This is a genomic window from Patescibacteria group bacterium, assembly GCA_028707495.1.
Lineage (GTDB): Bacteria > Patescibacteriota > Patescibacteriia > UBA2591 > JAQWAS01 > JAQWAS01.
In genome coordinates this window covers 1-7,841 of record JAQWAS010000015.1, presented here as the reverse complement: position 1 = coordinate 7,841, position 7,841 = coordinate 1, and the positions used below count along the sequence as shown (strand labels likewise).

The 7,841-nt window shown below is 40.9% G+C and carries 9 protein-coding genes and 1 tRNA gene; 9 read left to right on the top strand and 1 reads right to left on the bottom strand.

What is annotated here, in order from left to right; genetic code table 11:
* The coding region (locus PHS07_04180; GenBank protein MDD4607491.1) for a hypothetical protein at nt 1-513 on the bottom strand (513 nt) is incomplete at its 3' end.
* A 66-nt stretch (nt 514-579) separates the two neighbouring features.
* On the opposite strand from PHS07_04180, the gene PHS07_04175 reads away from it, so the two are divergent.
* The 9 genes from PHS07_04175 to PHS07_04135 all read left to right on the top strand — a co-directional run bounded on the left by PHS07_04175 (nt 580) and on the right by PHS07_04135 (nt 7,655).
* Nucleotides 580-650: transfer RNA gene (locus PHS07_04175), tRNA-Gln, on the top strand.
* A 106-nt stretch (nt 651-756) separates the two neighbouring features.
* Nucleotides 757-1,479 carry a GIY-YIG nuclease family protein gene (locus tag PHS07_04170; protein MDD4607490.1) on the top strand — a complete coding sequence of 241 codons (723 nt, stop codon included), beginning with the start codon at nt 757-759 and terminating at the stop codon, nt 1,477-1,479.
* A 16-nt stretch (nt 1,480-1,495) separates the two neighbouring features.
* Nucleotides 1,496-2,155, top strand: coding sequence for a DNA repair protein RadC (radC, locus tag PHS07_04165; GenBank protein MDD4607489.1), 660 nt, complete (start codon nt 1,496-1,498; stop codon nt 2,153-2,155).
* A gap of 93 nt (nt 2,156-2,248) precedes the next feature.
* Nucleotides 2,249-2,827, top strand: a complete 579-nt coding sequence (locus PHS07_04160) for a restriction endonuclease subunit S (protein MDD4607488.1) — start codon at nt 2,249-2,251, stop codon at nt 2,825-2,827.
* A gap of 4 nt (nt 2,828-2,831) precedes the next feature.
* Nucleotides 2,832-4,346, top strand: coding sequence for a type I restriction-modification system subunit M (locus tag PHS07_04155; GenBank protein MDD4607487.1), 1,515 nt, complete (start codon nt 2,832-2,834; stop codon nt 4,344-4,346).
* Nucleotides 4,347-4,354: 8 nt separating this feature from the next.
* Entirely contained in the window at nt 4,355-5,200 is an 846-nt protein-coding gene (dinD, locus tag PHS07_04150; protein ID MDD4607486.1) for a DNA damage-inducible protein D, read from the top strand.
* A 7-nt stretch (nt 5,201-5,207) separates the two neighbouring features.
* Nucleotides 5,208-6,071, top strand: coding sequence for a hypothetical protein (locus PHS07_04145; protein ID MDD4607485.1), 864 nt, complete (start codon nt 5,208-5,210; stop codon nt 6,069-6,071).
* 4 nt (nt 6,072-6,075) lie between these two features.
* A complete protein-coding gene (locus tag PHS07_04140) occupies nt 6,076-6,426 on the top strand; it encodes a hypothetical protein (GenBank protein MDD4607484.1) in 351 nt (116 codons plus the stop codon).
* The gene (locus tag PHS07_04135) at nt 6,423-7,655 is read left to right on the top strand and encodes a restriction endonuclease subunit S (GenBank protein MDD4607483.1); all 1,233 of its coding nucleotides are present in this window, start codon (nt 6,423-6,425) and stop codon (nt 7,653-7,655) included. The genes PHS07_04140 and PHS07_04135 overlap by 4 nt, the downstream gene beginning before the upstream one ends.
* Nucleotides 7,656-7,841: the final 186 nt, after the last annotated feature.

The window sequence follows — 7,841 nt, the reverse complement described above, 5'->3', positions numbered from 1 at the left end:
GACTTTTTGAAAAAGGACGAGTTCAAAAGCATTGTCTATAACGTGAACGATTACAAGCGCGGCACGGTCATCCAGAAACTGACCGACCTGACCAACAATATCCGTAATTTCGGTTTTGCCCTTATAGCCTTCTTGAGTTTCGTAGCCATTTTGGTGACCTTCAACACGATCAGGCTGACCATCTTTTCCCAGAAAGAGGAGATCGAGATCATGCGTCTGGTCGGAGCCAAGAACTCCTTCATTCAGGGCCCGTATTTCGTCCAGGGTCTGCTTTGCGGCTTGGTAGCCTTTCTGATATCCTTCGGCCTTTTTACCGCCCTTGTCTACTTTATGCAGGAAAGATTTTCCGGCTTGTTCCTGGGCTTCAACCTTTTCGATTTCTATAAAGCCAACATTTGGAACCTTGTCGGCCTGCAGGCCGGAGTAGGGCTGGTCCTGGGATCGCTTTCCAGCGTTTTCGCCGTCGGCGCCTACTTGAAAAAGTAAGGAAAATAGGGTATTAAAAATAGGCAATAAGTCAGCGAAAAATGCGCTATTGCGAGGCCGCCTTTCAAAAAATGAAGGGGCGGTTATCGCTTTTGCGGGATCGTCTAATGGTAGGACAACGCCCTCTGGAGGCGTCTATCTTGGTTCGAATCCAGGTCCCGCAGCCTTGAAAATATAAAAGTCTTTTCGGCTGAAATATGACAGAAACTACAACTAATTTAACGAAAAAACAGCACCTCTTTTTGAGGTGTTTTTAATATAAAATACAATATGGTAAAGGATTCAGAGCAAAATAGGAATAAGGGTATCGTCTATGTTCTTGTTAATGAAGCGATGCCTGGTTACGTAAAAATAGGGAAAACTCAGAATATAGAAGGGCGAATTAGATCACTCGATAATACCAATATGCCGCTTCCTTTCTCTTGTTTTTTTGCTGCAGAAGTTGAGAAAATCGATTTTGTAGAGAGGCAGCTTCACGATGCTTTCGGAGACCACAGAGTTCGGTCTAACCGTGAATTTTTCCGTTTGTCTCCGGAGCGTGCAGTTGCTGCGATAATGCTTGTCACTCACAGAGATGTTACTCCGGGAAAAGATTTTGTCGAAACGGAGGAGGATCAGCGTGCTCTTGATAGGGCAAGACAAAGGCGGTCAGTATTTCGTTTCAGTTTAGTCGGTATTCCAGTAGGAGCAACTCTTACTTTTACTAGGGACTCAAACATAACATGCACAGTTGTGGATGACCGTAAGGTTTCGTTCGAAGGCGAATTGCTTAGTCTATCAATCGCCGCAGACCTTGCCTTGAAAAAAGTTGGCGTAAATTGGAAATCTGTCCAAGGTCCGGCTCACTGGGAATATGATGGAGAGACTCTTGATGAAAGACGTATCCGACTCGAAGAGGGAGGAGAGGACGAGCGGGAACCGACGCAGGAGGAGATTGATATAGCCGGGGACCAATGGGTTCAGAGCCAAATAGACAGAGAAAGGGGAAAATAAATTTTTAAATATAGAAATGAAGATAAAAGACCTGGCAAAAGTTGATCGGCCGCGCGAAAAGTTGGAAAAATATGGATTGGATAAATTAACGAATCCGGAGCTTTTGGCGGTGTTGCTTGGATCCGGGATTAAAGGATTGAATGTAATTGAACTATCCAAGAAGATTGTGAAGATAATCGAAAAAAATGGAGCGAATAAAATTAATCTGGATAGTTTGTTGAGGGAGAAGGGACTGGGCAGAGCAAAAGCTTTGCAGGTGATTGCGGCGTTGGAATTTGGCAAACGGTTGAGCTTGAAGCAAAAATCGGAAATATTGTCGGCAGAAGATGTTTGGAAATTATGCGTCGATATCCGTAACTCGAAGAAAGAACATTTTATCGTTTTTTATTTGGACACGCAAAACAAACTAATTGAACGGCAAATAATTTCTATCGGGACGCTTAATGCCAGCTTGGTACACCCCCGTGAAGTATTTGAACCGGCAGTATCTCTGCATGTAGCGAGTATAATCGTTGCCCACACCCACCCAAGCGGGGACATAAAGCCGTCGGATGATGACTTGGCGATAACAAAGAGGCTAATTGAGGCTGGTAAAATTTTAGGCATTGAACTGTCTGACCATATAATTTTTTCTGCAGATGGATTCCTTAGCTTAAAAGAGAAAAACTTGATTTAACCTATGTACTGGAAGAGGGCTCTGAAGCCCCCTTTTTTATAGGGCTTGACTGTTCATAGCCCTTTGTGATAATTTAAGTGCACAGATACTTATATGCAACAAAAACTAAAAGAAATAGCAGATTTAATCTTGGGATTTACTTTTCGTGGGGCGATAGTCCCGGATCAAAACGGCGATTCGTTTGTTTTCCAGGCAAAAAATATTGTCGGAGACAAAGCGGATGTTGGATTGCAAAACCTGGTAAAAATATCATTTAAGGGTTTTAGGGGCGCTCATTTTTTACAAAAGAGCGATATTGTTCTTACTTTGCGCGGAGCGAATGTCGGTTCTTTCAGGGCGGCTGTTGTCCGGGGCGATGTCAAAAATGTAATTGTTCCGTCCTCTGTAATGATAATCAGACCGATCAACCAAAAAGTTTTATCCGAATATTTAGCGGCTTATTTTAATTCGATGGATGGGCAGAAAAATATTTTAAAAGCGGTCACTGGTTCCTATATTCAAACAATTTCAAGACAGAAGCTTGGAGAGGCCATTATCCCGTTGCCGTCTATTGAGGATCAGTTATCGATTATCAAATTGGCCGATAACTTAAAACGCCAACAGGAAATTTGCGAAGAAAAAAATAAAATCAAAAAAAATATTATCAACGCAATTTTTGAAAAGATAATTTAAATTTATGACACCTAAAAAATATACCCAGGAAGATCTCAATAAAGTGCTTTGGGCCGCGGCGGACTCTTCTCGGACCCAGGTAGACGCCGGCGTTTATAAAGACTATGTGTTGGCGATGCTTTTCTTTAAGTATTTGAGCGATTTGTCAAAAAAGAAATACGAACAGTATCGGGAACGGTTTAATGGCGATCAGGAAAGGATCAGAGAAAAAATGAAGATGGACCGTTTTTATTTGCCCGAAAAATCTTCTTTTGATTATATCTATGGAATTATCGAACAGGATAATATTGGGGAAGAGCTGAACAAAACGCTTGACCGCATTGAAGAAGCAAACCGCGAAAAACTTGAGGGAGTGTTTAATGTAGATTTTAATTCGGAAGCAGTTTTGGGAAAACTGGCGGAGCGCAATAAAATGCTGCGCCATTTGATCCAGGATTTCGCCAAAATAGACCTAGCCGACGCAGGAGACGACATTATCGGCAACTCTTATATGTATATGATTGAGAGATTTGGAGCCGACGCGGGCAAAAAAGCTGGAGAATTTTTTACTGTACGCAATGTCGCTAAATTGGTTGCGATGCTGGCCCAGCCGAAAGCCGGAGACAGGATTTGCGACCCTTGTTGCGGTTCTGGGGGATTGCTTTTATTGGCCGGAGAAGAGGTAGAAAAAGGCGAGTCTAAGAACTATGCCCTTTATGGGCAAGAGTCAACGGGATCGACATATCAGCTGGCAAGAATGAATATGTTTTTGCACGGAAAAGATTCGGCTCGCCTTGAATGGGGAGACACCCTCAATAATCCATTGCTGACGGAAAATGACCAGCTTATGAAGTTCGACACGATAGTTGCAAACCCTCCTTTTTCTCTAAAAAAATGGGGCGCGGAGAACGCAGAAGACGATAAATACAAACGTTTTTGGCGAGGCGTTCCGCCCAAAGATAAAGGCGACTTTGCTTTTATCACTCACATGATAGAAACAGCCAAGCCGAAGACCGGCCGTATCGCGGTAATTGTTCCTCACGGCGTGCTATTTCGTGGCGGTGCAGAAGGGAAGATCCGCGAGCAACTGATCAAAGAAAACATTATTGACGCGGTTATCGGCTTGCCCGCTGGTTTGTTTCAAACAACCGGGATTCCGGTGGCTATTTTGGTGATAGACCGGTCTCGCGAAAAAGGCGGGGCGAACGAGAATAAGAAAGATATTTTATTCATTGAAGCGTCGAAGGAATACAATCCTGGCAAAGCTAAAAATATTTTAACCGAAGAAAATATCGAAAAAATTTATAATACGTACAAAAACCGCAAGAATGTCGAAAAATTCGCCCGAAAAGTTGGGTTTGACGAAATCAGCAAGGAAAACGATTTCAACCTGAACATTACCCGCTATGTTGATACTTTCGAAGAGGAAGCGCCGATAGATATCAAAGCAAACCTGAAGGAACTGGCGGAACTGGAGCCGGAGCTAAAGAAGCTGGAAGATCAGATGGACGATTATTTAAAACAATTAGGAATTAAATAAAAAAATCTATGGATAAAAAGATAATTGCTCAACTTCATAAGTATTTCGACGCGTATGTCTACACGAAGGAGGGAGTCGAATTTTGGTATGCGCGCGAATTGCAGGTATTGCTTGGCTATAACGAATGGCGCAACTTTGAAAAAGTGATCGAGAAGGCAAAGATCGCTTGCGAGAAATCGGGACAAGTTATCCACAACCATTTTGTTGACGTCAACAAAATGGTTGGTATTGGTTCGGATGCCCAAAAGGAGATACCAGACATTATGCTCTCGCGCTACGCCTGTTATTTGATAGCGCAAAATGGCGATCCGAGAAAAGATGCTATCGCCTTTGCGATGACCTATTTTGCCGTACAAACCAGAAAACAAGAGGTCCTAGAGAAGAGGCTTGCTGACTGGGAGAGAGTACAGGCAAGAGAAAAGTTATCAGCTTCGGAAAAACAGCTTTCAGGAGTTATTTTTGAGCGTGGAGTTGATAGCCAAGGGTTTGCCCGGATTCGTACCCGCGGAGACGCTGCCTTGTTCGGCGGCTATGGGACCAAAGAGATGAAACAGCGTTTGGGAATACCGGAGAAACGCCCATTGGCGGATTTTTTACCGTCAGTGACCATAAAGGCCAAGGATCTGGCAACAGAGATTACTAATTTTAATGTTAAAAAGGATACAACCTTACAAGGAGAAATACCGATCAGTTTAGAGCATGTAAAGAACAATCAGAATATGAGGGATATGCTTGGCAAAAGCGGAATTTACCCGGAGAATTTGCCAGCAGAAGAGGACATTAAGAAAGTGGAACGTAAAATTAAATCCGAAGATAAAAAATTGCCGAAAAATGTTAAGAAATTAAACGGGTAAATAAAATATGATCGATAAATCGAAAATAACGGATTGCTTTAATGAGACTGGCTTTCCATTCCAACAATGGTGTTTAGAAACCATCAGAAATTTTAGTAAAGATCATGGAGGGTGGGGCTATAAAGCTATATCAGAATGGCCATTTACGTGCCCACCATCAAACGGACCCTTATTGGGAGTGCATAGTACCGCTGATATTGTGGCAATAAGAGGTGTCACAGGCGCAGCAGATACTCTTTTATTCCTCGTTATTGAATGCAAGCGAGCCAATGCGAATATCAAAAATTGGGTTTTTATGAGCGATAAATATGATAATAAACCTTTATTTATTTTTTCAAAAGTTGACGATGATTTGAAAGAGGCGGCTTACACAACGCGCAGACTAACTTTTCCTGGTCTAAATTATACGACAGAAAATTTTGATTATTGCAATAACGTGATCGAGGCAAAAAATGATTTTTCATCGCTTAATCGGAATCAGGAGGAAAGAGTCTACAAAGCTATCCGACAGGCGAACCAAGGTATTTTTGCTCTAGAAAATAAAAAACCAAGATATATTGAAAATTTAACAACAGGGTTACCATCGGATGTTTTTAAATATTTTGTTTTTCTTCCCGTGGTAGTAACAACTGCAAATTTATACACAACTGATTTTGATTATAAGAATGTGACAGAAGGCAACATTTTAAAAGAAAATATAAATTATACTGAAAAAAAATGGATAACCTATGAATTTCCTCTTCCAGATTTTATTAACTACGGGAGACAACTGGACGGTATTGCTTTGGAGAAGAGAACAACTTTTATTGTAAACGATAAATCCTTTACAGATTTTTTAAGCGGTATCGGCAAAATTTGTAATTTAAAATAGAAATATGGAATTAAAACAATTTGTTAAAAATATACTTAAGGATTTAGTGGATGCGGTTGAAGAGGAAAAAAATGAATCGTGCCGTAGCATGAATTTAACCAGCTCTCAAGATAATCGCACTGTTGAGTTTGATATTGCGGTAACGGTTGAAGATTCGACTACTTCATCGGGAAAAGCTGGGATTAAGGTTTTCCAGATCATTGAAGGCGGCGGCAAGATGTCCAAAGAATTAAAAAATTCAGAAGTTAGCCGAATTAAATTCGGGGTATCTGTCGCTAATTTTACAAAAGAAGAGCAGGCAAAAAGAGATGCCGAACCTGTACGGCCGAAGAGCGGTAACTATGTTAGGTTATGAATAAGCAAATACAAAAAAATATCCCTCGTGAGTGGACTAAGCAGAGACTTGGTTCGATTGGGGTATTTACTAAGGGCGCAGGTATATCAAAAGACCAACTCTCGGAAGTGGGCCATAACGTGGTTCGCTATGGAGAACTGTATACAAAGTTCGATGTTAAGATCGAAAGAATCTATTCTTATATACCAAGTGAAATAATACCTTCTACGAGAGAAATAAAATATGGTGACATTTTATTCGCTGGTTCTGGGGAAACTAATGATGAGATAGGAAAATCGGCAGTTTATTTTTTAAAAGAGAGTTGTTACGCTGGCGGCGACATAATAATATTCAGCCCTAAAAGTGCGAACAGTCTTTTTCTCTCATATTTTTTAAATACAGGAGAAGCTAGGAAAAGGTTACGAGAGCTTGGCCAGGGACAGTCTGTCGTGCACATTCATAAAAATGATCTTGAAAATTTAGAATTTAACTTTCCTCTATTAGAAGAGCAAAATAGGATTGTAAGAGTATTGGAAACCTGGGACAGCGCGATTGAGAAATTAGGGAGGAAGATTGAGATTAAGAAGCGGATTAAGAAGGGGTTGATGCGGGAATTGTTGGCGGGCAAAACTCGGTTGTCGGGTTTTAATGGAGAGTGGGAAGCAAACAAATTAAGCGATGTTTGCGAAATTAAAAAAGGACTTGGTCTCTCGAAAGTAAAACTAAACGACAAAGGAAAATATGAGTGTATTTTGTATGGAGAGCTATACACGACATACTCGGAAATTATTAATGAGATCAAAAGCAAAACAAATGAGAAAGAAGGGAATCTTTCAATGGCTGGCGACATATTAATTCCTTCCTCAACGACGACTTGTGCTCTCGATTTAGCCATTGCGGCTTGTTTGAATAGGAAGAAAGTCCTTTTAGGTGGGGATATAAGCATTCTTCGAGCAAAAAAAATCTATAATTCAATATTTCTTGCATTATATCTGTCGCATATCAAAAAACACAATTTAGCCAGATTGGCACAAGGAATAACTATCGTACATTTATATGGAAAAGATTTCAAAAAAATAGAAATATCAATACCAAAAATCGAGGAACAAAACGCGATTGCCGACATACTTGTGACGGCGGATAGGGAGATTGCGGAGTTGGAGAGGAAATTGGGGATATTGAAAAATCAGAAGAAGTATTTGTTGAATAATTTGATTACCGGGGCGATTCGGGTGCCGGAGGGAATATAAATACGGGTTTTGCAGGGGTCTATCCAGTAACAGGGGGCCAGACCCCTTAAATACAAATTCAAAATCATGGATTACGAAATATTGGGAAAAGTTAATTTTGATGAGGCGCGTCAGTCACAGCTTCCATTTATTGAGGTGCTTTTGAGTATGGGCTATAAATATGTTTCTTGCGCGGAGGCGTTGCGT